The following is a 21,709-nucleotide window of genomic DNA, read 5'->3' on the forward strand; positions in this document are numbered from 1 at the left end:
GTAGCGAATCGGTTCGCGGAATCGGTTCGACAGAAGATAGGCCCGTATCCGAGCGTCGGTCAATAGCCCTTGACATCATTTCGTAACAGCTTCTACGCTCCCAGCGAACCGATTCGCTAGCTCAGCCTGTGCTCTAAGCTGCACGTCGTGAGGTGTACGAGATGAACATCGGTGAGATCGCGCGCCGAGCCGGCGTGTCCCGCAGCACCGTCTCGTACGCGCTCAGCGGCAAACGGGTCGTCTCCGAGGAGACCCGGCAGCGCATCCAGGCCGTCATCGACGAGCTGGACTACCGGCCCAACGCCGCGGCCCGGGCCCTGAAAGAGGGGCGCACCCGCACCCTCGGCCTGGTCATACCCCCGGCCAGCCTGCGCCTCACCGACATGCAGCTCGGCTTCGTCGCCAGCGTCGTCGAGGCGGCCGCCCGCGTCGACCTCGACGTGCTCCTGTCCCCCTCCGGCGGCGACCACGACCGCTCCTTCGAGCGGATCGTCAGCGGCCGGCGCGTCGACGGCGTCATCCTCATGGAGATCCGCCTGGAAGACGAGCGGGTGACCCGGCTGCAGCAGACCGGGCTGCCGTTCGTCACCATCGGGCACACCGCCCACCCGCAGGGCACCTGCTGGGTCGACGTCGACTACGCCACCCTGATCGCCCGGTGCGTGCACCACCTGGCCGACCTCGGCCACCGGCACATCGCCCTGATCAACCGCTCAGCCGAGCTGGTCGCCGCCGGCTACGGGCCGGCACAGCGCGCCCTGACCGGGTTCACCGAGGCCGTCGCCCAGCGCGGGCTGACCGGCGTCGACATGTGCTGCGCCGACGACGCCCCCGGCGGCGAGTCCTGCCTCGAACAGCTGCGCGAACAACACCCCGAGGTCACCGCCATCGCCACCATCAACGAGGCCGCGCTGCCCGGGATCCAGCGCGCCCTCGAACGTGCCGGCGTCGCCGTACCCCGCGACATGTCCATCGCCGGCGTCGCCGCCCGGCACTGGGCCGAAGACTTCCGCCCGCCCCTGACCGCCGCCGACGTGCCGACCGAGATGGGCAACCACGCCGTCGACCTCCTCCTCGAGCGCATCGCCACCCCCGACGCGCCACCCCGACACCTCCTCCTCACCCCACCCATCTCCCTCCGCTCCACCACCGGACCGGCCCCCACCCGGTAACCCCCATCCGGTAACCCCCACTCCGGTAATCCCCGGGACGAGCCACGCGCTCGCCCCGCGATCCCCCCTACGCAAGGAGTCCCTGTGAACAGACCCAGGCTGCTCAGCGTGCTCACCGCCGCCCTGGTAGCCGCCGCCTCCCTCACGGCCGCCAGCCCCGCACAAGCGGCGGACGAGTCCATCACCGTCAACTTCTCCGTCGCCGGCGGCAACCCGACGTACCGCGCCTCAGGCTGGATCTACGGCATGACCGAGAACGCCTCCGGGCCCGCGGACCACTTCTACCGCGACGTCAAGTTCCGCTACATGCGCGCAGGCGGCGCGCAGCTCGGCCAACCCGGTGGCTGGGTCGCCGGTACCTATCAACGGCGCTGGGACTCGACACTGGCCCAGGCCCGCCGCACCATCGCGCTCGGCGGCCAGTTCGTCATCCTCCCCCACGATCTGTGGGGCGCCGACGGGTACCCGATCTCGCGTTTCCCCGGCGACAACGGCAACTGGACCGACTACGACGCGTTCCTCACCCGCCTGATCAGCGACGTACGCGCGGCCGGTATCGCCGTGCAGTGGGACATCTGGAACGAGCCGAACCTCGGCCTGTTCTGGAACCGCTCGCAGGCGCAGTACTTCGAGCTGTGGCGCCGCACCTACCAGCGGCTGCGCGCCGAGTTCCCCAGCCACCTGCTCGTCGGGCCGAGCTGTGCGTGCGTGCCGTCGACCGGTGGCTGGTGGGTCCAGTACCTCGACTTCATCCGCGCCAACAACCTGGTGCCGGACATCATCAGCTGGCACAGCCTGCCCGGCGACCCGGTCGCCAACGTCAACACCGCCAACACGACACTCAACGCGCGTGGCATCCCGCACCCGCGCCCGTATCAGATCAACGAGTACGGGTCGCCGAGCGAGCAGAATCCCGGTGACGGTTCCTGGTACATCGCGCGCCTCGAACGAGCCGGCGCCGATGGCCTGCGCGCCAACTGGGCCAGTACCGCGAACCTGCACAACGACCTCGGCAACCTGCTCGTGCGCAACTCGACCGGCGTACACATGCCCAAGGGCGAGTGGTGGGTCTACCGTTACTACGGCTCGCAGACCGGCCTGATCTCCTCCGTCACACCCAGCCCGGCGTACGACGCTTTCGCCACAAAGGACAGTGGTGTCGCCAGGATCCTGGTCGGCGGTGGCGGCACCACCGGCAACATCGCCGTCAACCTGCAACGCCTCGATACGACCAGCGGCATCGTGCAGAACAACCAGGTGCGCGTGGTCGCACAGCGCATCCCCTACAACGGCGGCGCCGCCGTGCAGGGCCCGATCACCATCGCGAACTCGGTCGTGACGCTGTCGGGCAACGCCACCACGGTGAACCTGCCACACAGCAACGCCGACGACACCTTTACCATCACGCTCCTGCCACCCTCCGAGGGCGGCTTCCAGACCGTGGCGGTCGCGCAGCACTCCCAGCAGTGCCTGGACAACACCAACCTGAGTACGGCCAACGGCAACCAACAGCAGCAGTTCCACTGCGAGGGCGGCGACCAGCAGCTGTGGAACTTCCGCCCCGTGGCGGGTGTCGCGGGTGCCTACACCGTCGTGAACCAGCAGAGCGGCAAGTGCCTCGACGTCAACGGTGCGTCCACAGCGGACGGTGCCGCGGTGCAGCAGTGGACCTGCGGCAGCGGCACCAACCAGCAGTTCACCCTGCGAAAGGTCACGTACGGCGGCAACGACTCCCACGACTACCAGCTCGTCGCCCGCCACAGCGGCAAGTGCGTAGACGTCAGCGGCATCTCCACAGCGCCTCGCGCCGCCGTCCACCAATGGACCTGCAACCCAGCAACCCAAGCCACCCCGTCCAACCAAACCTGGCGCCTCTGGTCCCGCTAGCCCCCCGCTCCCCCGCGCGCCGCCCGGCTCGCGCTCCCCGCGCCGCTCCCGCTCCACGGCGCCCCCTTTTCCCGCCGATCAAGGGCGAATGCACGTGGTTTGATCTCAGATCCGCGTGCGTTCGCCCTTGATCCATGCAGATGCCCTTGATCGGCGCGCCTAGCGCGCCGCAGCCGGCTTGATCGGCGCGCGCCTAGCGCCGCAGCCAGCCTGATCGGTGCGCGCCGCACCGCCGTGTCCACCTTGAGTCGCTCGCGAGCCGGCATCGCGTGCCATGAGCGTAGGGAGGCGAACTACGCGGGTGGGGTGAGCAGGTAGCGGCCGAGGGGGCGGGCCAGCTCGACGAGGCGGTCGGTTTCGGTGGGCGTGCACGCAGTCAGGGGTGGGGCGGCGTGGGGTGGGCACAGGCCCCAGCGGGCCAGCAATGCTTTGACGGTGGGCACCCCAGGGCGCACGGCGTGCAGGGCGGCCAGGCGGGTGTTCAGCTCCTGCAGGCGGTCGAGTTCGGTGTCGTCGCCGACGGCGTGCGCGTCGACCATCGCGAGGGCGAGTCGCGGAGCGAGGTTGGCGGTGCCGGGCACGATGCCGCCGGCTCCGGCCCGCAGTGCCGCGGCGAGTTGGCGTTCGTCGCCCTGGCTGACCGTGAAGTCGGGCCGGTGGCGTGCCGCGGCGATCAGGGCTGCCAGCATGGCCGGGTCGCCGGACGAGTCCTTGACGCCCACCACGTGTGGCAGCGCCACGATACCGTCCACACTGGACTGTTCCAGAGGAGTCGCGTACTTGGGAGCGTTGTAGGCGACCACCGGCAGGCCGCAAGCGCTCAGGGCCGCGTAGTGGGCGACGACCTCGTCGGGGCGGTGCCGGAAGTACGTGGGTGGGCTGAGCACGAGGGCGTCCGGCTCGCCCGCGACGGCTTGCTCGGCGCGCAGCAGCGCCTCGGCGGTGCCGGGGGCGGTGACGTTCACCAGGATCACCCCGCCCGGTACGAGGTCTCGCCATCGCGCCACCACCCCGGCCACGTACTCGCCGGTCCGGTCCGCGGGCACCAGCGGCCCTTCGCCGTTGCTGCCAAGCAGCATGAGCCGCCGCACGCCGGCGCCCGCCATCGCGCGCAACAGCGGCTCGGCCGCCGGCGCGGAGGGCGCGCCGGGGCACTCCATGGCCGTCACGAGCGGGACCACCACACCGCCGAGCAGGTCGCCGCTCATGACTCGGTGTTGAGTTCGAGGGCGGCGCCGACCAGCGCCTGCGTGTACTCGTGCCGCGGCGCGACGAGCACCTCGCCGGCCGGACCCTGCTCGACCAGGACGCCGCTTCGCATGACCGCGATCCGGTCGGCGATCTGGTGCACCACGCCGAGGTCGTGGGAGATGAACAGCATCGACAGCCGGTGGCTGGCCCGCAGGTCCACGAGGAGCCGCAGGATCTGCGCCTGTACCGACACGTCCAGCGCGGACACCGCCTCGTCGCAGACGAGCAGCCGCGGCTTGACGGCGAGGGCGCGGGCGATGCTGACCCGCTGGCACTGCCCGCCGGACAGTTCGCCGGCGTGTTGGCGGGCCACGCTGGCGTCCAGTCCGACGTCGTCGAGCAGGCGGTGCAGCGCGGCGGTACGGTCGCCGGCCGGAGCGGACACGGGATGGGTACGCCACGCCTCGCCGACGATCGCCGCGACAGTCATCCGCGGGTTGAGCGACGAGCGCGGGTCCTGGAACACCATCTGCACCGCGCGTTGCAGTGCGGCGGGGCGCTGGCCGACCGGCCCGAGGCGGTGTCCGTCCACTGTGACCGTGCCGGAGTCCGGCCGCACCAGCCCGACGACGGCGCGCGCCACGGTGGTCTTGCCCGATCCTGACTCGCCGACCAGGCCGACCGTCTCGTCCGGCCCGACGTCGAGACTCACCCCGTCGACCGCGACGAACTCTCGCGTGGTGGCACGCCGCCACGGCGGTCCGGGCCGCCGGCCGAAGCTGACCCGCAGGTCGCGCACCTTGAGCAGGGTTTCAGACACGATCGGCGATCTCCTCCGCGAAGTGGCACGCGGTCCAGTGGTCGGGCGCCACCGACCGGACGGCCGGCTGCTCGGTGCGGCACCGCTCGCGGGCCAGCGGGCAGCGCGGATGGAAGGCGCACCCGGCCGGGCGGTTGGCCGGAGTGGCCGGCGTACCGGGCAGGGGGTGCGCGAGCGCGGTCCGCGTCCGGATCGCCGGCACGCTGTCGACCAGGGCGCGCGTGTACGGGTGGGCCGGGCGGCGCAGCACGGTGGCGGTCGGCCCGCGCTCGGCGACCCGCCCGGCGTACATGACCACCACCTGGTGTGCCACGTGCGCCACCACGCGCAGGTCGTGGCTGACCAGCAGCATGGCCAGCCCTTCGCTCTCCTGGATGGTGCGCAGCAGCCGCAGGATGCGGGCCTGCACGGTCACGTCGAGCGCGGTGGTCGGTTCGTCGGCGAGCAGCAGCGCGGGGTTGCCCGCCAGCGCGAGCGCGATCATGGCGCGCTGCCGCATCCCGCCGGAGAACTCGTGCGGGTAGTTGTTCAAGCGGCGGGCCGGTTCGGGGATACCGGCACGGTCGAGCAGGTCGACCACCCGCCGCCGCACCTCGTCGCGGTCCAGGCCGTCGCGCCGCAGGATCTCGCCGACCTGCCGGGCGATCGTCTGTGTCGGGTTGAGCGCCGCCAGCGGGTCCTGGAAGATCATCGCGATCTCGCGGCCCCGTACCCGCCGGCGCCGGCGGCGGTCGACCCGCAGCAGGTCGTCGCCGCGCCAGCACAGCGCGCCGCCGGTCGTGGCGCCGTCGGGAAGCAGGCCGATGATGGCGTTCGCCGTCATCGTCTTGCCGCTGCCTGACTCCCCGATCAGTCCAACGGTGGTGGCCGGCGGGATGTCGAACGACACCCCGTCGACCACCCGGACAGCGCCGCCGGGGCCGGGCAGGTCGACGACCAGCCCGACCAATTCCAGCATGTCGCTCATGAGCCGCGGACCTGCGCGGTGGAGAAGTCGGGCAGGCCGTTGGGGTCGGGCGTGAAGCCTTCGAGGCGCTTGTTCCAGGCGTACGCGTACTTGACCGCCATCGGGAACATGCCAACCGCGTCCTGCCAGATGATCTGGCTCGCCTGGCCGTACAGCTTGACCCGCTCGGCCTGGTCGGGGCTCGACCCGGCCGCGCTCAGCAACTGGTCGAGCTGGGGGTTGCAGTACCCGTTCCGCTTGGCCGCGCACGGGTACAGGCGGCCAAGCGTGTTCGCCGCGTCGAACGTCGGGTTCGACAGCTGCTGGAAGTTGATGTCCCAGTTGAGGGCCAGCAGGTCCTTGGTGAACACCGCCTGTTCCTTCTCCAGCAAATCGACCTGTACCCCGATCTTCGCAAGGTCGGAGACCACCGCCTGGTTGAACTGCCGGAACTCGGCGTTCGCGAACTGGAGCCGCAGCTTCTTGGAGAAGTCGAAACCAGCCGCGGTGAGGGCCGCCTTCGCCGCGTTGGGGTCGTAGGTGACCGGCTGCTGGGCGACGTAGCCGAGCGTGATGGGCGATACCGGCGCGTCGGCCAGGCCGCCGGTCTGCGGGTACAGCTGCTTGACGATCGTCTGGAAGTCGACGGCCTGCCACAGCGCGCGCCGCACCGCGGCCTCGCGCAGCGCGGGCGTCGAGGAGTTGAACCACATCGTGAACACCGCCGTGCTCGGCACGGTCTCGACGGTGAGCTTGGAGTCGCTCTGCATCTGGCCGAGCTGGTCGTCGGGGATGCCCCAGACGACGTCCGCCTCGCCGGTGCGCAGCGCGGTCAGGCGGGCGGCGAGCTCGGGCATCTTGCGGATCGTCACGCGCGTGACCTTCGGCGCCCCGGCGTAGTAGTTCTTGTTGGGCACGAGCGTGAGGGTCTGTGACGGCGTGAACTTCTCCACGGTGAACGGCCCGGACCCGACCGGCTTCTGGAAGAACGCCGCGTCGGTGGTCGCCACGCTCGCCGGCACCACGTAGAAGGTCGCGAGCTTGCCGGGCACGGCGGCGTCCGGCTTCGTGGCCTTCAGGACCACCTCGCTGTCCGAGGTGGCTGTCATCGTGTACCCGGGGAAGTTCGCGGCGTTCGTGCCCTTGTTGTCGATGAGGCGCTTGAACGAGGCGGCGACGTCGGCGCCGGTGACCGCCTTGCCGTCGCTGAACTTCACGCCCTCGCGGAGGGTGAACGTCCACTGTGTAGCGGTCGCGTCCGGCTTCCACGCCGTGGCGAGGTCGCCTTCGAGCGTGCCGTCGGCCTTCGGCCGTACCAGCCGGCTGAAGAGCTCCCGCGCCGCGAGCTGGGTACCGGTGCCGCCGCCCTGCGGGCCGTGGGGGTCGAGGCTCTCGATGGGGTACGTGCCAGCGACGGTGATCTCGCCGGAGCCCGAGCCGGACCCGCTGCCGGTTGAGGCGTCGGTGCACCCCGCGAGCGCGGCCGGCGCGAGGATGATCATGGCCGTCAGCGCGCGTGATCTCAGTGCCCTGAACATATGTCGTGCTCCTGTCGCTCGTGAGGAGGAGAGTTAGCGCAGGTGACCTCGGCCGTACCGGGCGGTGAGCTGGTCGCCGAGGATGCCGATGTTGACGATCAGCACCGAGAGCGCGATGCCCGGCAGCGCCGAGATCCACCACGCGGTTTCCAGGTACTGCTTGCCGTTCGCGATCGTCTGGCCCCACGACACCGCGGAGTTGGGCAGGCCGATGCCCAGGAAGCTGAGCCCGGCCTCGGCCAGCACGACGAGCGCGAACTCCAGGGTCGCGAGGGCGACCACCGGACCGATGGTGAAGGGAAGGATGTGCCGCACCAGGATGGCCGGGCGCGGCACGCCGAGGACGCGGGCGGCGTCCACCCAGGGACGTTCCCGCAGCGAGAGTGCGATGCCGCGGGTGACGCGGGCGAAGGAGATCCAGGCGGTCGCGGACAGCGCGGTCACGACCAGCAGGACGCTGCGCTCGAACGCACCCGCGATCACGATGGTCAGCAGGATCGCCGGGAAGGCGAGCAGGATGTCGATGCCGCGGGCGAGGACGGTGTCGAGCCAGCCCCGGAAGTAGCCGGCCGCGGTGCCGACCGCCACACCGATCAGGCAGGCGAGGGCGACGGTACAGATGCCGATGATCACGGAGGTGCGGGCGCCGTAGACGACCTGGGCGAGCACGTCGCGGCCGAGGGCGTCGGTGCCCAGCCACGCGGTTCCGTACGACACGTCGGACCCCGGCGGGCGCAGCCGGTCCGGCAGCGAGGTGGGCACCGGGTCGTACTCGATCAGCAGCGGACCGAGGCCGCCGACCAGGGCGTAGAGCGCCAGCACCAGATACGGGATGCGCCTCATGAGACGGTGTCCAGCTTGATCCGCGGGTCGAGCCGCGAGTACAGCAGGTCGGCGACCAGGTTGAAGAGCATGACGATGCCGGCGATCAGGAAGGTGGCCGCCTGCACCACCTCGTAGTCCCGGCCCGCGACGGCGTCGACGATCAGCGAGCCGAGACCGGGCCAGGCGAAGACGTTCTCGACGATGACCGCGCCGCCCATGAGGCCGCCCATGTGCAGGCCCACGATCGTGACGACCGGGATGAGTGAGTTGCGCAGCGCGTGGCCGAGCAGCACCTGCGGCTCGGTGAGGCCCTTGGAGCGGGCGGTCTGGATGTACGGCTCGCGCATCGTCTCCGCGACGCTGGTGCGGGTCAGGCGGGCGACCGTGGCGGTGAACGGCAGCGCCAGCGTGACGGCGGGCAGTACCAGGTGGGCGGGCGTGCCGGCGTCGGCGCTGGGCAGCACCCCCAGCCACAGCGCGAAGACGAGGATCAGCATGATGCCGACCCAGAAGGTGGGGAACGACTGGAGCGCGATCGTGCTCGCGGAGACCACCCGGTCGACCATCCGGCCGGGACGCGCGCCGGCCAGCAGCCCGAGGGTGACGCCGAAGACGACGGCGATCGCGGTGGAGGTGAGCATCAGCTCGGCGGTGGCGGGCAGGCGCGTCAGCACCTCCGACATCGCCGGGCGGCCCAACCGGTACGACTCGCCGAAGTCGAACCGGGCCACGTCGGCGAGGAAGTGGACGTACTGCGTCAGCTTGGGCTGGTCGAGGCCGAGCCGCGTGGTCAGCTCGGCGATCTGCGCGGGGTCCGCGTCCGGTCCTAACAGGATCGTCGCCGGGTCGCCGGGTGCGACCCGGACGATCAGGAAGATGAGCGACGCCGCGCCCCACATGACGAGTACGCCCACGAGCAGCCGTTTCACGATCACCCGGATCATGACGGCCCCGCCGATGGTGCCGGCCCGATCGAGTCACCGGGCACGAAGCTGCACGGCAAGCTGCGGTGTCGCGGCGCGTCCTGGCGGTCCTCGAGCAGGTCGATGAGCATGCGGGCGGCCTCGCGCCCCATCTCGATCCGCGGCAGCGAGAAGCGCGTCCAGTCCCGCTGGTCCGGGCTCCACGTTGGAGGGTCGCCGAGGAGGGCGACCGAGCAGTCGTGCGGGAACCTGATCCGCGCGGTGGCGGCGATGGCGTCCAGCGCCGTGGTGAGCCGGGTGTCCTCTGTGGGTTCTATGAGGACGGCGGTGGCGCCGTACCGGCCGATCCAGTGCTCCAGGTGCTCGGCGGTGAGCTCCGCGGGGTCGGCGAGCGCCTGGATCAGCGACTCGTCGACCGCCAGGCCCGCGGCGGCGAGCCCCTGCCGGTAGCCGGCCTCGCGGTCGAGGGTGGGCTCGGTGTCCTCGATGGCGCGCAGGTAGAGGATGCGCTCGTGGCCGTACCCGGCGAGGGTCGTCACCATGTCGCTGGTGGCGGTCACGTAGTCGGCGGCGACGTATGACAGCTCGCCGTCGGGCAACTCCCGGCGGCCGAGGAAGACGAAAGGAAAGTCTTCCCGCACGAGCGCGGCCAGTTCGTCGCGGCGCACGTTGCGGCCCAGTAGCACGCACCCGTCGGCGATCCGCAGGCGGTTGACCCCACCGGCGTAGATGGAGCGGTCGGCGGCCGAGGTGACCGAGCTGAACAGCAGCAGGTCGTAGCCCAGGGCCGCGGTCGTCTCTTCGACACCGACCAGGAACGGGTAGTAGAAGTCGCGCTGGTCGACGGGGAAGACCGGCTCGAACGTGTAGACGCCGAGCAGGTGGTTTCGCTTGCCGCGCAGGCGGCGCGCCGCGACGTTGGCCGTGTAGCCCAGCTCGGCGGCGGCCGCCAGGACGGCCTGCCGCGTCGACTCGGCGACCTGGTCGCTGACCGCGCCGCCGCTGATCACCAGCGAGACCGTGGCCTGCGAGACGCCGGCACGGCGCGCGATGTCGACCTGGGTGGGTCGGCCTTTACGCGGGGGCAGGGACACTGCGCGGCTCCAATTAATACGTATTAGAAGATCCAGTGGGAGCGACCATACTCGCGATCTCCGGCACCCGTCAACGGGCCATTTCGGCGGCGTTTCCGCCCGTTGACGTGCCCGAAGCGGTTCCAGTACTGTCCCAAGGAGTTGATCTTAATACGTATTAATAAACTCGCGCCGATCAGGAGCTCGCATGACCAACCCCATCAGCAGGCGGGCGTTCACGCTCGGCCTCGCGGCGGGCGCCGCCGCGACCGCGCTCCCGTCCGCCGCCCTCGCCGCCGGATCACGACCCTCCCCCGCCGAGCCGTTCTTCGCCGAGACGACGTTGTGGGACAACACCGTCGACCCGCTGGCCAGTTACCACGTGCACGCCCTGACCGCGCTGCCCGACGACAGCATCCTGGCCTGCACGGAGGGCCGGTACGAGAACTGCGACGCCGGCCCGCACGACCTGCTGCTGCGCCGCAGCACCGACCGCGGCGCCACGTGGACACCGTCGCAGACGCTGGTCGCCGCCACCGAGGGCCAGTGCTGGGCCAACCCCACCTTCGTCGTCGACCGGGCGACCAACGAGGTGTTTTTGTTCTACAACCACTGTGTGCGGCTGCCGGAGAACACGAGCTGCTCGGCCGACTTCAGCACCATGTACGTCATCTCCAGCACCGACGGCGGCGTCACCTGGGGCGAGCCCCGCGAGCTCACGTCGCTGTTCGAGCACTTCCCCTTCAACTGGGCGATGCACGGTCCCGGTCCCGGCCACGGCATCCAGCTCGCCAGCGGCCGGCTGCTGCTGACCGTCTCGCACCGGACCATCATCAGCGGGGTACCCACCAGCGAGCGCAACTACGGCGTCTGCACGCTGTACAGCGACGACCACGGCCGCACCTGGCACGCCGGTGAGGCGGTGCCGATGGGTGCCGAGTACCCCACGGTCGGCGAGGCGCGGCTGGTGGAGCGCGCCGACGGCACCGTGCTCATGAACAGCCGAGCGGGCTCCGGCGCCAACTGGCCGCGCAGCGTCACGGTCAGCGAGGACGGCGGCGTGACCTGGTCGGTGCCCCGGATGGACGAGGCCGCCTGGCTGTTCAACGGCGTGGACGCCGGACTGCTGCGGTTCACCGGCGGACCGCGTGGCGGCGGCGTCGACCGCATCCTGCTCAGCCGCCCGGACGCGCCGATGCGGTGGAACATGACGGTCTCGGTCAGCTACGACGAGGGCTACTCGTTCCGGTACAGCCGGGTGGTCAACCCCGACCGCTCCTTCTACTCCGATCTGGCGCGCCTGTCCGACGGCACGATCGTGCTGCTGTACGGCTGCGACGGCGACCTCGACGGCACCCCGCAACGGGTGGCGGTCGCGCGGTTCAACCTGGAATGGGTCACCGAGGGGCGGGACAGCCTGGCCAACGGACCGGGCATCAGCGAGTACACACAGGACCTCGGCCGCCTCGCGCCGCTCGCGCGCCGCTCCGGCGGCACGGTCGCGGTGGTGCGCGAGGGCACCGCGCGTGAGGGCGCCCGCGCCGCCTACAGCCCGGGAGCGGTCGGGGACTTCATCGAGTACCCCTTCGTCGTCGGCCGGCCCGGCGAGTACGAGCTGTGGCTGCGCTTCTTCCGCTCACCGGACGGCGGCGTCGTGCGGGTCACAGTGGACGGCGCGGAGCCGGTGAACTCCACAATAGACCTGACCTCGTGGCGGACCGCCGGGTACGACGTGCTGCGGCTGGACCGGACCCGGCTGCGGTCGGGCCCGCACAAGCTCCGGTTCACGCTCGCCGGCCCTGGTCGCGGCGGCGGCACGGCGATCTCGGTCGACGAGCTGAGCCTGGTGCGGGCGGCCGCCCCGGCCGACGTACGCGACGACGTGACCGTCGACAATGGAGAGCTTGGCTTCCAGGTGGTGTCCGGATCGTGGCCGAGCAGCCGCGGCGTCCCGGGGTACTACGGCTTCAACTACCTCTCGCACGGGCCCGGCACCGGTGCCAGCGCGGTGAGCTGGCGTCCGGCCCTGCCCGGCGACGGCCGGTACGAGGTGCTGGTCTCGTACTCGGCGGGCACCAACCGGGCGACGAACGCCACCTACACGGTGCACCACGACGGCGGCAGCACACCGGTCGTGGTCAACCAGCAGGTCGCCGGGGCGCCCGAACCGCGTAGCGGCGAATGGGCCTCGCTCGGCGTGTTCCCCTTCCGGGGCGGCATCGACGGCCACGTCATCCTGACCGACGCCGCCGACAAGACGGTCATCGCCGACGCCGTGCGCTTCCGGCGGATTCGTTGATGGCTCCCGTCGTACCCCGTCCGGAGGCCGCCGTCGCGCTGCGCCCACTGTCCGCCAATCGCATCACCAGCGGGCTGTGGGCGCGGCGGATGGCCGGCAACCGGGCCGCCATCCCGGTCGTCTACGAGCGGCTCGTCGAGGCCGGACACATCCACAACCTGCGCGTCGCGGCGGGCGAGGAGACCGGCGCCGCCGAGGGAGCCGCTTTCCGCGACTCCGACGTCTACAAGTGGCTGGAGGCGGTCGCCTGGGACGGTGCGGGTCATCCCGAGACGCCGGCGCTGACCCGCGCCATCCGCGCCGCCCAGCGCGACGACGGCTATCTCAACTCGGTCATCCAGGTCAGCGGCGAGCAGCCGTACGCGCGACTGTGGAGCAGCCACGAGCACTACGCCGCCGGGCACCTGTTTCAGGCGGCGGTGGCGACGGCACGGGCGAGCGGCGACACCGAGCTGCTGGATGTCGCGACGCGGCTGGCCGATCACCTCGCCGCCACCTTCGGCCCGCACGCCCGTACCGACCTGGATGGGCACCCGCTGGTCGAGATGGCGCTGGTCGAGCTGTACCGCCAGACCGGCACACCGTCCTATCTGGAGCTGGCCCGGCACTTCGTCGACACCCGCGGGTACGGGCGGGCCACCAAACCCGGCTTCGACCCGTCGCACTACGGCGACCCGGCGCACTACTCCGACGCGCAGCCGGTCCGCGAGGCCGAAACGCTGTCGGGGCACGCGGTCCGCGCGGTGTACCTCGCCACCGGCGCCACCGACGTCGCGATCGAGACCGGCGACGCTGAGCTGCTGGCCGCGGTGCGCCGCCAGTTCGACGCGGTACGCCGGCGGAAGCAGCACGTCACCGGTGGCGTCGGGTCGCGCTGGGACGGCGAGGCGTTCGGGGAGCCGTACGAGTTGCCGCCCGACCGCGCGTACGCCGAGACGTGCGCCGCGATCGGCATGCTGCAGTGGGCGTGGCGGCTGCACCTGGCGACCGGCGAGGCACAGTACGCCGACCAGGTCGAGCTGCTGCTCTACAACGCGGTGCTCCCCGCGGTGTCGTCGACCGGCACGGAGTTCTTCTACGTCAACACGCTCCACCGGCGTACCGGCGCGCGCGGCGACCTGCAGCGCTCCCCCAACAACGGCAGGCGGCCCTGGTTCAACTGCGCCTGCTGCCCGCCCAATGTGCTGCGCACCCTGGCCAGCCTGCCGGCGTACCTGGCCACCGGCACCGGCGACGGGCTCCAGATACACCAGTACGCGGCCGGTTCGGTGCGGGCCGGCGAGTTCGCCGTGGACGTCGACACGGAGTACCCGTGGGACGGCCGGGTCGCGGTGACGGTGCGGGCCGCGCCGAGGCGGGAGGTGGAGCTGGCCCTGCGGGTACCGGCCTGGGCCGAGGGCGCCACGGTCGACGGCGAGCCCGTGCCACCAGGCGGGTACGCCCGGCTGCGGCGCGCGTTCCACACCGGAGACCGGGTGCTGATGGAGCTTCCCCTGCACGCGCGGCGGATCGTGCCCGACGATCGGGTCGACGCCCTGCGCGGCTGCCTCGCCGTGGCGCGCGGCCCGCTGGTGTACGCGATCGAACAGCCCGACCAGCCGGCCGGCGTCACCCTGGAGGACATCCGCATCGACCCGGCGGCACCCGTGAAGGCCGAACACCGGCCGGATCTGCTCGGCGGCGTGACCGTGCTGCACACCGCCGGCATGACGCTCATCCCGTACTTCGCCTGGGCCAACCGAGGACCGCACGCGATGCGGGTCTGGATACCGAAGGTATAGATCATGTCTTATGAGGACGCTCAGCGGCGGCTCGCCCGCGGCTGGAACACCTGGGACACGCACAGCCTGCTGACCCAGGTGCTGCTGCCGGACGGGCTCGCGGTCGCGCTCGGCCTCAAGGAGTACTACCGCGGCAACACGCTGCACCGCGTCCACATCGGACGCCGCGACGCGGAGGCGGAGGAGGTGACCCTCGGCCCGCACGCGATCGACGGCTCCTACACCGCCGTCACCGTGCGCTGGCGCGGCGTCGAGGTGCTCGTCGAGACCGCGCACGCCGACGCCGACCTGGTGGTACTGGCCACCCCGCTGGCGAACCAGGCGCAGCCGGCGACGCTCACCGTCTCGGTGGGCCTGCTGTGGAACCGCCCCGGAAGCGTCCGGCACGACGGCGACGCGATCGCCGCCGACCTGCCCAGGCGCGACCCGATCGCCGTGCACGGGACAGCGCCGCGCTACCACGACCCGTACGTCGACCTCGCCGGCCCGTACCTGGCGATGCGGCTGTCCCAGCCGGTGGGCGTGTCGACCGGGCGGCCCCGCGACCTGGCCCAGATCCAGGCGCTGGTCGCCGCCGCCCGGATCGCGCCGCCGGAGAGCGTGGAGGGGCGGCACCGGGAGCTGGTGCGGGACGCGATCGCCTGGAACACCGTGTACGAGCCGGCGGGCGAGCGCGTGGTGACCACGGTGAGTCGACTGTGGAATGTCGGCAAGCGTGGCGGGTACGCGCTGTTCTGCTGGGACAACTACTTCAACGCGCTGCTGGCCGGGGTGTTCAGCGCCGACCTGGCGTACGCCAACGCGGTCGAGATGACCCGCGAGCTGACCCCGGACGGTTTCGTGCCCAACGTGGCGCAGGGCACCGGCCGGCGCACCTACGACGGCTCCCAGCCACCGGTCGGCGCGATGGCGGCGTGGCAGCTCTTCCGGCGCTTCGGCGACCGCTGGTTCCTGGCCGAGGTCTTCGACGGATTACTGCGCTGGAACCGCTGGTGGTGGCGGGTACGCCGCCACGGCGACCTGCTGTGCCTTGGCTCGACCGCGTTCACCCCCGAGTGGCCGTCCCCTCAGGACATCCCGCGCATCGACCAGCACTTCGGCGCCACCTGCGAGAGCGGCTGCGACGACCATCCCGTGTTCGCGGGCATCCCGTACGACCCTTCGGTCGGCCTGCTCCTGGCCCATGACGTCGGCCTCAACAGCGAGTACGTGATGGACTGCCAGGCGCTGGCGGAGATCGCCGGCGTACTGGAAAGGGACGCCGAACGGGACGAGTTGCGCGAGCGCGGCGCGGCCGTGGCCGAAGCCGTCGAGCGCCGCCTCTGGTCGGAACAGACCGCCTCGTACCGCAGCCGCCGCCTCGACACCGATGAATTCACATCGGACATCTCGCCGATGAGCTTCTACCCGTTGCTGGCCGGGCTCGGCGCGGACGGCCGCGCGCGCCTCATGGTGGACCGGTACCTGCGCGACGAGACCTCCTTCGGCGGCCGGTGGGCGATCCCGTCGACACCGCGCACCGACGTCGAGTCCGCCTCGCGCAGCTACTACTGGCGCGGCCGGGTGTGGCCGCCGATGAATTTCCTGGTGTACCTCGGGCTCCGGCGGCTCGGCCTGGCCGACGAGCGGCGGTGGCTGGCCGAGCGCAGCGGCGAGCTGGCGATGAAGGAGTGGGACGAGGCGCGCCACGTGCACGAGAACTACTCCGCGAACACCGGCGAGGGCTGCGACAAGGCCAACAGCGAGCCGTTCCACTCCTGGGGCGCCCTGCTCAGCCTGATCCCGCTGATCGAAAACGGTCTGGAACCCTATTTCACCGAGGAAGGAACGCGATGAACCGGGCGGACGTGCTCGTCGTCGGTGGCGGTCTGGGCGGCGTCGCGGCGGCTCTCGCGGCGTTGCGGCGCGGCCGGACCGTGCTTCTCACCGAGGAGACCGACTGGCTGGGCGGTCAGCTCACCACCCAGGCGGTGCCGCCCGACGAGCACCCGTGGATCGAGCAATTCGGCTGCACCGCGAGCTACCGGACACTGCGCGACGGGATCCGGGACTACTACCGGCGCTGGTACCCGCTCAGCGAGAGGGCCCGGTCCGCGCGGTATCTCAACCCGGGCGAGGGCACCGTCAGCCCGCTGTGCCACGAGCCGCGCGTCGCGGCGGCCGTGATCGACGCGATGCTGGCGCCGTGGACGGCGGCGGGCCGGCTGCGGGTGCTCATCCGGCACCGGCCGGTCGCCGCCGACGTCGATGGCGATCGGGTGCACGCGGTGGTCGTCGAAGGGCCGGACGGCGACCGCGTCGAGCTGGCCGCGCCGTACGTGCTGGACGCCACCGAGCTGGGCGACCTGCTCGCGCTCACCGGCACCGAGCACGTCACCGGGTTCGAGTCGCGCGCCGAGACCGGGGAGCCGCACGCTCCCGCCGAGGCCCAGCCGGACAACATGCAGGCGTTCTCGTGGTGCTTCGCGCTGGAGCACCTGGCCGGCGAGGACCACACCATCGACAAGCCGGCCGAGTACGACTTCTGGAGCGGTTTCAGCCCCGAGTTCTGGGGCGGAAACCTGGTATCGCTGGACGCTCCCGATCCGCGCACGCTGCGCCGGTACCCGCGCACCTTCGTCCCGAACCCGGTCGCCGACGGTGATGTCGTCGCCGACCAGAGCCTCAGCGCCGGCGACAGCGACCTGTGGGTCTTCCGGCGGATCGTGTCGCGACGGACCCTCTCCCCCGGCCTGGTGGGCAGCGACGTCACGCTGGTCAACTGGCCGATGATCGACTACTTCCTCGGGCCGCTGATCGGCGTCAGCGATGAGGAGAAGGCCAAGCACCTCGCCTCGTCCCGGCAGCTCAGCCTCAGCATGCTCTACTGGCTGCAGACCGAGGTGCCCCGGCCCGACGGCGGCACCGGCTGGCCGGGCCTGCGCCCGCGCGGCGACGTGCTGGGCACCGCCGACGGCTTCGCCAAGGCGCCCTACATCCGCGAGTCCCGGCGGATCCGCGCCGAGTACACGGTGGTCGAGCAGGACCTCTCGCTGGAGGTGCGTGGCGAGCGCGGTTCGGTCGCCTACCCGGACAGCGTGGGCGTCGGCGCGTACCGGATCGACCTGCACCCGTCGACCGGCCTGGACACGTACATCGACGTGGGCGCGACGCCGTACCACCTGCCGCTGGGCGCCCTGCTGCCGGTGCGGATGGAGAACCTGCTGCCGGCGGGGAAGAACATCGGCACCACCCACATCACCAACGGCTGCTACCGCATGCACCCCACGGAGTGGAACATCGGCGAGGTGGCCGGCGCGCTGGCCGCGCACTGCCTCGACCGGGGCGTCGCGCCCCGGCAGGTACGGGCCCAGCAGAGCCGGCTGGAAGACTTCCGGGCCAGCCTCGTCGCCGACGGTGTCGAGGTGGTGTGGCCAAAGCTGAGCGGCTACTAGACCCCAGCGTCCCTATCGGGAGAGGTTGAGGGTCGCGATGAGGTCCTCGTGGAGTTCGAACCAGACCCGGTGGCACGAGTCGACCTCGATAGCGGTTAGCCACGCCGGATCGTCGATCGACTTGGCCAGCGCGATGGCGAACCGGTCGTGGTAACCAGAAAACCGCGTCAGCCGCGCGGTCAGGCGCCGTTCCAGGTCGCGAAGCGCGTCGGCGATGTCCGCGAGCTGGCCGTGGATGTCGCCGGCGCTGCCGAGCTGGGCCGCGGTGAAGAGGCGGGACGCCTGGGCGTTGAAGGGCAGGAAGTCTTCGTGCACGGCGTCGACCGTGCCGCGGGCGTCGATGCCGTCGAGCTCGTCGCGGAGCTGGGACTCGTTGCGCTGGCGGCCGGTGCCGGTCAGTGACCACCCGGTCAGGTCGGCGAAGGAGGCTTTGGCGACCCAGCCGTGTGCCTGCGCGTCGAGCAGGTACTCGTGCGTGTCATGGGCATCGAGGCCGAACCGGGCCGCGACGGCGGCGGAGTCGGCGTGGCCCTTGAGCCGCACCGCGTGGAGCACCAGCAGTTCGGTGGGCGACGGGTGGGTCATCGGGGGTGCCTTTCGAGATGGGCGACGGTGCCGAGCGTGCCGTCGATGGTGACGTGTTCGCCGTCCGGTACGCGGGTCATCGCGCCGGTCGCCCCGACGACTGCGGGGATCCGGTACTCCCGGGCGACGATCGCGGCGTGGCTGAGGATCCCGCCGGTCTCGGTGACGACGCCGGCGGCGACCCGGAACAACGGTGTCCAGGCCGGGTCGGTCGTCCGGCACACGAGTACGTCGCCGCGCTGGACGCGGGCGAAGTCGTCGACCGTACGCACCAGGCGCGCCGGTCCGCTCGCCCGGCCGGGGCTGCTGGGCACGCCCGTGACAAGTGCCGGGCCAGCAGCCGGTGCGGGCTGGCCGGCAGGAGTGGTGAGGGTGGTGATGGGTCGCGATTGGACTATCCACACGCGACCGTCGCGGATCGCCCACTCGACGTCCTGAGGCTCGCCGAAGAGGTCCTCGCAGCGCCGGCCGAGTGCGACGAGTTCGGCGGTCTGGCCGGGGGTCAGGCAGCCGCGCGCACGCTCCGGCTCCGGTACGGCGGTGCGGACCAGGCCGCCGTCGCCGAGGTCGAGCCGGGTCTGCTTGGTGCCGACGGTCATCTGGACGGTGTCGGCCGGCGGGGTCACGATGAGCTCGTCGGGCGTGACCAGACCGGAGACGACGGACTCCCCGAGGCCCCAGGACGCGTTGATCACGAGCCGATCGGCGCCGCCGCGGGGGTCGCGGGTGAACAGCGCTCCCGCGTGGTCGGCCTCGATCAGCTCCTGCACGATCACGGGTGCGCTGGCCTCGCCGTCGAGGTCCAGGTGCGTGCGGTACGACCGGGCCCGCTGGGCACCCGTCGAGGCGGCGCAGCTCCGGATGGCGGCCAGCACCTCGTCGAGACCTCGGGCGCCCAGTACCGTCGCGAGCTGTCCCGCGAACGACGCCGTCTCGGTATCTTCCGCTACGGCTGACGATCGCACCGCGACCGCCCGCGCGCGCAGGCGCCGCAGGTGTGCCGCGACGAGGTCCGGATCGGTGGCCGGGTCGGTGACGACGAACCCGTCCGGCACGGGGACGCCGGCCCGCATCAGGACGGCGAGCGCGGAGGCCTTCCGGCCGCAGGAGCGGTCCGCGTCCGCCAGCGGTACGACGCTCACGGCAGCCGGGCCACCACGCGCTCGTGCCGCTGCTGCGCCGCCTGCGCGGTGCGCAGCCCCAGCGCCTCGGCGATCTGCGCCCACGTCAGCCCCTCCGCCCGGGCGACGAACAGCAGGCCCGCCTCCATCTGGTCCAGCTCGCCGCGCGCGGCGGCCAGCAACGCGACCGCCGCCAGCAGGTCTTCCGGTAGCTGGAGGGAGTCGCGATCGGTGTTGGCGCGCCACAGCGCTTGGCGGATCAGCGTGACGGCGTCGTGTGGCTGGCCGTCGATCAGCCACGGAAGGCGGGGCAGATCCTCGCCCCCGCGGTCCATCAAGCGTCGCCGCGCCTGCCGCTCGACATCGGCGGCGGCCTCGTCTCCTGACCCCCTACTCATGCCGCCCAGCGTCCACTTCAACAACTTGTTTGTCAACAACCTGTTGATATACGGTCGGCCCGTGCCCACCGCCCTCGTCCTCGACGTCGACGGCGTCCTGTGCCCGGCGTCGGGGTTCAGCCCGTTCGGCGCGACCATCGAGGTGGGGGTCGCGCTTCGGCCGGTACACGTGCCGCTGCCGCTGTGCGCCGCGCTGGCCGACCTGGCGGGGTCGCCCGATGTGACGCCGGTCTGGCTCACCAGCTGGCTGCCGCGGACGCGGCGCGCGATGCGACCGCCGTTTCCCGGCCCCGAGTGGGAGCAGATCGAGCCGGAGCCCGGCGACGGATGGCCGAAGTGGTCGGCGCTGAACGCGTGGCTCGCGCGCCACCCCGAGATCACCCGGCTCGCCTGGGTCGACGACGACCTGGCCGACCGAGCCCCGCGCTACACCGAGGAGCTGGCCGATCGCGGCCTCGACGCCCTACTGATCAGCCCCGCGACCGACCACGGCATGACCCCCGATCACCTCGCCCACCTGACCCACTGGCTGACCCAGGACCTTTAGATGCCCATGTCCTGGCGGAGGGCGGCGACCATCTTGACGTTGCGGATGTACTCGTCGGCGGACGTTGCCTCGCTGGCCTGATTGAGGCCGTGCGGCCAGAAGTGCGCACCGTCGGCGTAGAGGATCGCGGCGGAGTTGTTGTCGAGCGTGCGGAGCTGGTTGATCGCGTTGGTGCCGGTCCACCGGCCGCCGGAGACGCGCGAGGCCCAGTTGCCGTGGGTGCCGACGCCGAGGGTGTGCGCGATCTCGTGCATGGCGGTGGCCTGCTGCATGGTCGACTTGGCGCCGAAGCGGATGGTGCCGTTGAAGTTGCCGTCGGCGGTCGGCACGCTGGGCTCGTAGTAGATGTTCAACGCCTTGCTGACACCCAGGTAGCAGTTGTACACGGTCAGGGCCAGGTTCATGGCGTCGGTGATGCGGTTGTACGAGTCGAGCTGGTCGGCGGACGGCGCCGAGGCCCGGTGCAGCGTGTACGTGATGCCGCCGGACGCCGGGCAGCCGGGGCCGCCGGTGGTGCTGTTCCACCGCTGGTTCGCGCCGCCGTTGCAGGTCCACAGGACGATCGCGGTGCCGTTGGCGGTGCCGCCGCCGCTGGCGTCGAGGCAGAGCCCCGACAGCGCGCTGGTGATGGTGCCGTTGCTGTTGACGTTCCACACCTGGTTGGTGCCGCCCGTGCAGTCCCAGATGACCACCTGGGTGCCGGCCGTCGTGCCGTTGTTGTAGGCGTCGAGGCACTTGGTGCCCGCGTACGCCCGCAGTTGCCGGGCGGAGGTGAGGTTCCACTGCTGGTTGCTGCCGCCGTTGCAGTCGTACAGCTTCACCTGCGTGCCGTTGGTCTTGCTCGCGCTGGGCACGTCGACGCAGCGACCGGACGGGGCGCCGCGGATCGCGCCGACCGCGGCCGAGGCGGGGGCGGCGACGGCGAGAAGGGAGCAGGCCAGAGCCGCGGTGGTGACGGCGGCGAGGAGGCGGAGGTTCGGCATGCTCGGACTCCTCGTTGCCAGGGGGAACCGCTTTCCGGAGAAAGTACACATTCAGATCTTTGGATGCAAGGGGTCGTCCGATCGTACCGCTCGGCTCATCCGAACGGCCACCCGGCGCCTGGTAGCGACCATTTGCTGCGCACCCCGGGCGCGGGCACTAGGTTGCGGGCAACACAGGGAGGTGCA

Annotated in this window: 18 protein-coding genes; 7 read left to right on the forward strand and 11 right to left on the reverse strand. The window is 71.4% G+C overall.

Features of this window, described 5'->3' with window-relative positions; genetic code table 11:
• The first annotated feature begins 161 nt into the window (after window positions 1–161).
• Both QMG73_RS10670 and QMG73_RS10675 read left to right on the forward strand, forming a co-directional pair.
• Window positions 162–1,172 (forward strand): LacI family DNA-binding transcriptional regulator, encoded by a 1,011-nt coding sequence (locus QMG73_RS10670; protein WP_281894109.1) that lies wholly within the window; start codon window positions 162–164, stop codon window positions 1,170–1,172.
• Window positions 1,173–1,256: 84 nt separating this feature from the next.
• Window positions 1,257–3,059 (forward strand): RICIN domain-containing protein, encoded by a 1,803-nt coding sequence (locus tag QMG73_RS10675; RefSeq protein ID WP_281894110.1) that lies wholly within the window; start codon window positions 1,257–1,259, stop codon window positions 3,057–3,059.
• Window positions 3,060–3,352: 293 nt separating this feature from the next.
• Here QMG73_RS10675 and QMG73_RS10680 read toward each other — a convergent pair whose 3' ends face one another.
• Genes QMG73_RS10680 through QMG73_RS10710 form a run of 7 tightly spaced genes read right to left on the reverse strand, consistent with a single transcriptional unit; the run spans window position 3,353 to window position 10,396 of the window.
• Window positions 3,353–4,267 (reverse strand): dihydrodipicolinate synthase family protein, encoded by a 915-nt coding sequence (locus QMG73_RS10680; RefSeq protein WP_281894111.1) that lies wholly within the window; start codon window positions 4,265–4,267, stop codon window positions 3,353–3,355.
• Complete coding sequence (locus QMG73_RS10685; RefSeq protein ID WP_281894112.1) at window positions 4,264–5,070, reverse strand: ABC transporter ATP-binding protein; 807 nt, start codon at window positions 5,068–5,070, stop codon at window positions 4,264–4,266. The genes QMG73_RS10680 and QMG73_RS10685 overlap by 4 nt, the downstream gene beginning before the upstream one ends.
• Entirely contained in the window at window positions 5,063–6,037 is a 975-nt protein-coding gene (locus tag QMG73_RS10690) for an ABC transporter ATP-binding protein (RefSeq protein WP_281894113.1), read from the reverse strand. Before QMG73_RS10690 ends, QMG73_RS10685 begins: the two co-directional genes overlap by 8 nt.
• Window positions 6,034–7,554, reverse strand: a complete 1,521-nt coding sequence (locus QMG73_RS10695; RefSeq protein ID WP_281894115.1) for an ABC transporter substrate-binding protein — start codon at window positions 7,552–7,554, stop codon at window positions 6,034–6,036. The genes QMG73_RS10690 and QMG73_RS10695 overlap by 4 nt, the downstream gene beginning before the upstream one ends.
• Window positions 7,555–7,587: 33 nt before the next feature.
• Complete coding sequence (locus QMG73_RS10700) at window positions 7,588–8,397, reverse strand: ABC transporter permease (protein ID WP_281894117.1); 810 nt, start codon at window positions 8,395–8,397, stop codon at window positions 7,588–7,590.
• Entirely contained in the window at window positions 8,394–9,323 is a 930-nt protein-coding gene (locus tag QMG73_RS10705; protein WP_281894119.1) for an ABC transporter permease, read from the reverse strand. The genes QMG73_RS10700 and QMG73_RS10705 overlap by 4 nt, the downstream gene beginning before the upstream one ends.
• On the reverse strand, window positions 9,320–10,396 hold the full coding sequence (locus tag QMG73_RS10710; protein WP_281894121.1) for a LacI family DNA-binding transcriptional regulator: 1,077 nt from the start codon (window positions 10,394–10,396) through the stop codon (window positions 9,320–9,322). Before QMG73_RS10710 ends, QMG73_RS10705 begins: the two co-directional genes overlap by 4 nt.
• Before the next feature lie 187 nt (window positions 10,397–10,583).
• Between QMG73_RS10710 and QMG73_RS10715 the strand changes: the two genes are divergently transcribed.
• Genes QMG73_RS10715 through QMG73_RS10730 form a run of 4 tightly spaced genes read left to right on the forward strand, consistent with a single transcriptional unit; the run spans window position 10,584 to window position 17,889 of the window.
• A complete protein-coding gene (locus QMG73_RS10715; RefSeq protein WP_281894122.1) occupies window positions 10,584–12,674 on the forward strand; it encodes a golvesin C-terminal-like domain-containing protein in 2,091 nt (696 codons plus the stop codon).
• A complete protein-coding gene (locus tag QMG73_RS10720; RefSeq protein WP_281894124.1) occupies window positions 12,674–14,455 on the forward strand; it encodes a glycoside hydrolase family 127 protein in 1,782 nt (593 codons plus the stop codon). The genes QMG73_RS10715 and QMG73_RS10720 overlap by 1 nt, the downstream gene beginning before the upstream one ends.
• 3 nt (window positions 14,456–14,458) lie before the next feature.
• Window positions 14,459–16,291, forward strand: coding sequence for an MGH1-like glycoside hydrolase domain-containing protein (locus QMG73_RS10725; RefSeq protein WP_281894126.1), 1,833 nt, complete (start codon window positions 14,459–14,461; stop codon window positions 16,289–16,291).
• Window positions 16,288–17,889, forward strand: a complete 1,602-nt coding sequence (locus QMG73_RS10730) for an FAD-dependent oxidoreductase (protein WP_281894127.1) — start codon at window positions 16,288–16,290, stop codon at window positions 17,887–17,889. Before QMG73_RS10725 ends, QMG73_RS10730 begins: the two co-directional genes overlap by 4 nt.
• Window positions 17,890–17,901: 12 nt before the next feature.
• Here QMG73_RS10730 and QMG73_RS10735 read toward each other — a convergent pair whose 3' ends face one another.
• Genes QMG73_RS10735 through QMG73_RS10745 form a run of 3 tightly spaced genes read right to left on the reverse strand, consistent with a single transcriptional unit; the run spans window position 17,902 to window position 19,993 of the window.
• Window positions 17,902–18,474 (reverse strand): transcriptional regulator, encoded by a 573-nt coding sequence (locus QMG73_RS10735; protein WP_281894128.1) that lies wholly within the window; start codon window positions 18,472–18,474, stop codon window positions 17,902–17,904.
• The gene (locus QMG73_RS10740) at window positions 18,471–19,616 is read right to left on the reverse strand and encodes a PEP/pyruvate-binding domain-containing protein (protein WP_281894129.1); all 1,146 of its coding nucleotides are present in this window, start codon (window positions 19,614–19,616) and stop codon (window positions 18,471–18,473) included. The genes QMG73_RS10735 and QMG73_RS10740 overlap by 4 nt, the downstream gene beginning before the upstream one ends.
• Window positions 19,613–19,993, reverse strand: a complete 381-nt coding sequence (locus QMG73_RS10745; RefSeq protein ID WP_281894130.1) for a DNA-binding protein — start codon at window positions 19,991–19,993, stop codon at window positions 19,613–19,615. The genes QMG73_RS10740 and QMG73_RS10745 overlap by 4 nt, the downstream gene beginning before the upstream one ends.
• A 61-nt stretch (window positions 19,994–20,054) precedes the next feature.
• On the opposite strand from QMG73_RS10745, the gene QMG73_RS10750 reads away from it, so the two are divergent.
• Window positions 20,055–20,540, forward strand: coding sequence for an HAD domain-containing protein (locus QMG73_RS10750; RefSeq protein WP_281894132.1), 486 nt, complete (start codon window positions 20,055–20,057; stop codon window positions 20,538–20,540).
• Here QMG73_RS10750 and QMG73_RS46230 read toward each other — a convergent pair.
• Window positions 20,537–21,523 carry an RICIN domain-containing protein gene (locus QMG73_RS46230; protein WP_309299451.1) on the reverse strand — a complete coding sequence of 329 codons (987 nt, stop codon included), beginning with the start codon at window positions 21,521–21,523 and terminating at the stop codon, window positions 20,537–20,539. The two genes, QMG73_RS10750 and QMG73_RS46230, sit on opposite strands and share 4 nt — an antisense overlap.
• Window positions 21,524–21,709 lie beyond the last annotated feature (186 nt).

The sequence above is a fragment of the Phytohabitans aurantiacus genome, assembly GCF_027923225.1.
GTDB lineage: Bacteria > Actinomycetota > Actinomycetes > Mycobacteriales > Micromonosporaceae > Phytohabitans > Phytohabitans aurantiacus.

What these genes read in the sequence shown, in the direction of transcription:
- QMG73_RS10670 (WP_281894109.1), top strand. Translation starts at nt 162, where the DNA reads ATGAACATCGGTGAGATCGCGCGCCGAGCCGGCGTGTCCCGCAGCACC.
- QMG73_RS10680 (WP_281894111.1), bottom strand. Translation starts at nt 4,267, where the DNA reads ATGAGCGGCGACCTGCTCGGCGGTGTGGTGGTCCCGCTCGTGACGGCC.
- QMG73_RS10690 (WP_281894113.1), bottom strand. Translation starts at nt 6,037, where the DNA reads ATGAGCGACATGCTGGAATTGGTCGGGCTGGTCGTCGACCTGCCCGGC.
- QMG73_RS10695 (WP_281894115.1), bottom strand. Translation starts at nt 7,554, where the DNA reads ATGTTCAGGGCACTGAGATCACGCGCGCTGACGGCCATGATCATCCTC.
- QMG73_RS10700 (WP_281894117.1), bottom strand. Translation starts at nt 8,397, where the DNA reads ATGAGGCGCATCCCGTATCTGGTGCTGGCGCTCTACGCCCTGGTCGGC.
- QMG73_RS10705 (WP_281894119.1), bottom strand. Translation starts at nt 9,323, where the DNA reads ATGATCCGGGTGATCGTGAAACGGCTGCTCGTGGGCGTACTCGTCATG.
- QMG73_RS10715 (WP_281894122.1), top strand. Translation starts at nt 10,584, where the DNA reads ATGACCAACCCCATCAGCAGGCGGGCGTTCACGCTCGGCCTCGCGGCG.
- QMG73_RS10720 (WP_281894124.1), top strand. Translation starts at nt 12,674, where the DNA reads ATGGCTCCCGTCGTACCCCGTCCGGAGGCCGCCGTCGCGCTGCGCCCA.
- QMG73_RS10725 (WP_281894126.1), top strand. Translation starts at nt 14,459, where the DNA reads ATGTCTTATGAGGACGCTCAGCGGCGGCTCGCCCGCGGCTGGAACACC.
- QMG73_RS10730 (WP_281894127.1), top strand. Translation starts at nt 16,288, where the DNA reads ATGAACCGGGCGGACGTGCTCGTCGTCGGTGGCGGTCTGGGCGGCGTC.
- QMG73_RS10735 (WP_281894128.1), bottom strand. Translation starts at nt 18,474, where the DNA reads ATGACCCACCCGTCGCCCACCGAACTGCTGGTGCTCCACGCGGTGCGG.
- QMG73_RS10745 (WP_281894130.1), bottom strand. Translation starts at nt 19,993, where the DNA reads ATGAGTAGGGGGTCAGGAGACGAGGCCGCCGCCGATGTCGAGCGGCAG.
- QMG73_RS46230 (WP_309299451.1), bottom strand. Translation starts at nt 21,523, where the DNA reads ATGCCGAACCTCCGCCTCCTCGCCGCCGTCACCACCGCGGCTCTGGCC.